We start from the raw sequence: 1,402 nt of genomic DNA, 5'->3' as shown, positions 1-1,402 counted from the left end.
TCACCCAGTTCAAGGCTTGGCCGAAGGCATCCAAGGTCGCATCCAACTTTGCGGCTTGCGACTGAGACACCTTGAGCTTGCAGGAAATGGTCAGGACTTGGGTCATGGTTATATCATCGTAACTCCGCATTCCTCCCGACCCTCGCCCTGTGGACAGAGGGCGGGGCTCCTGCGCTAGTAAGCTGAAAGGGGAGCGCCGGGGAGTTGATTTAAGGGTTAGCATCGCACAAGGCCCCCGAGTGCTCTGGACTTAAGGCCTACGGCCCGCTGTTGCAATTGGTTGCTTCCTTTTTGTTAGCCATGAAAATTGCCGCCAACATCACCCAGCTCATCGGTCGCACCCCGCTGGTGCGGTTGAATCGGATCCCTCAGTCGGAAGGGTGTCTGGCCGAGATTGTGGTGAAGTTGGAGAGCTTTAACCCCGCCGCCTCGGTGAAAGATCGCATTGCCGTCAGCATGATCGAGGCTGCCGAACAAGCTGGCTTGATCACCCCCGGCAAGACCATCTTGGTGGAGCCCACCTCTGGCAATACCGGCATTGGCTTGGCCATGGCCGCTGCTGCCAAGGGTTACCGGCTCATCATCGTCATGCCTGAGAGCATGAGCCTTGAGCGGCGACTGCTGTTGAAAGCCTACGGGGCAGAGGTTTATCTGGCCAGCAGTGCTGGAGGCATGGGGGAAGCCATCTGGAAGGCCGAAGAGATCGTCCGCCGCACTCCCAACGCTTATATGTTGGGCCAGTTCACCAATCCCGCCAACCCCCAGATTCATGCCAGAACCACCGGCCCGGAAATTTGGGAAGATACCGATGGTCAGGTGGACATCCTGGTGGCAGGGGTAGGCACCGGCGGCACCATCACGGGGGCGGGCGAGTTTTTGAAGGGGAAAAACCCGGCCATTCGACTGGTGGCCGTTGAACCCAAGGCCAGTGCTGTCTTGAGTGGTGGCCGGCCCGGCTTTCATCGCATTGAAGGGATCGGAGCGGGATTCGTGCCTGATGTGCTGCGGCGCGACCTGCTGGATGAGGTGATTGCGGTGGAAGATGAAGAGAGCATGGTCTACAGCCGTCGCCTGGCCAAGGAAGAAGGGATCCTCTCCGGCATTTCCACCGGGGCTGCCTTGGCGGGAGCCATCCAGGTGGGGCGGCGACCGGAAAACGCTGGCAAGCGGATTGTAATGATCCAGCCTAGTTTTGGGGAACGCTACCTGAGCACACCTCTTTTTCGCGACTTGGAGCGGGATTCCGATTCGAGATGACGATGATGCTGAGACTGCTGCCCTACAGGTCGCCCTGGCCCAGAGGGCGAGCTAGCATGGGTGAGAGTGACGTGGCGGAACGGCAGACGCGCTAGACTTAGGATCTAGTGCCGCAAGGCGTAAGGGTTCAAGTCCCTTCGTCCGC

Annotated in this window: 1 protein-coding gene; it reads left to right on the top strand. The window is 59.4% G+C overall.

Annotation, left to right across the window (positions count from 1 at the left end):
- The first annotated feature begins 300 nt into the window (after positions 1–300).
- Positions 301–1,257: a cysteine synthase A gene (gene cysK, locus NW870_RS12850; protein ID WP_414358488.1), complete on the top strand. Its 957-nt coding sequence runs from the start codon at positions 301–303 to the stop codon at positions 1,255–1,257.
- The last annotated feature ends 145 nt before the right edge of the window (positions 1,258–1,402 follow it).

Origin of the sequence: Synechococcus sp. R50.1, from assembly GCF_047462115.1 — a bacterium.
Lineage (GTDB): Bacteria > Cyanobacteriota > Cyanobacteriia > Thermostichales > Thermostichaceae > Thermostichus.
This window is presented reverse-complemented; position numbering and strand designations above follow the sequence as displayed.

What these genes read in the sequence shown, in the direction of transcription:
- cysK (WP_414358488.1), top strand. Translation starts at nt 301, where the DNA reads ATGAAAATTGCCGCCAACATCACCCAGCTCATCGGTCGCACCCCGCTG.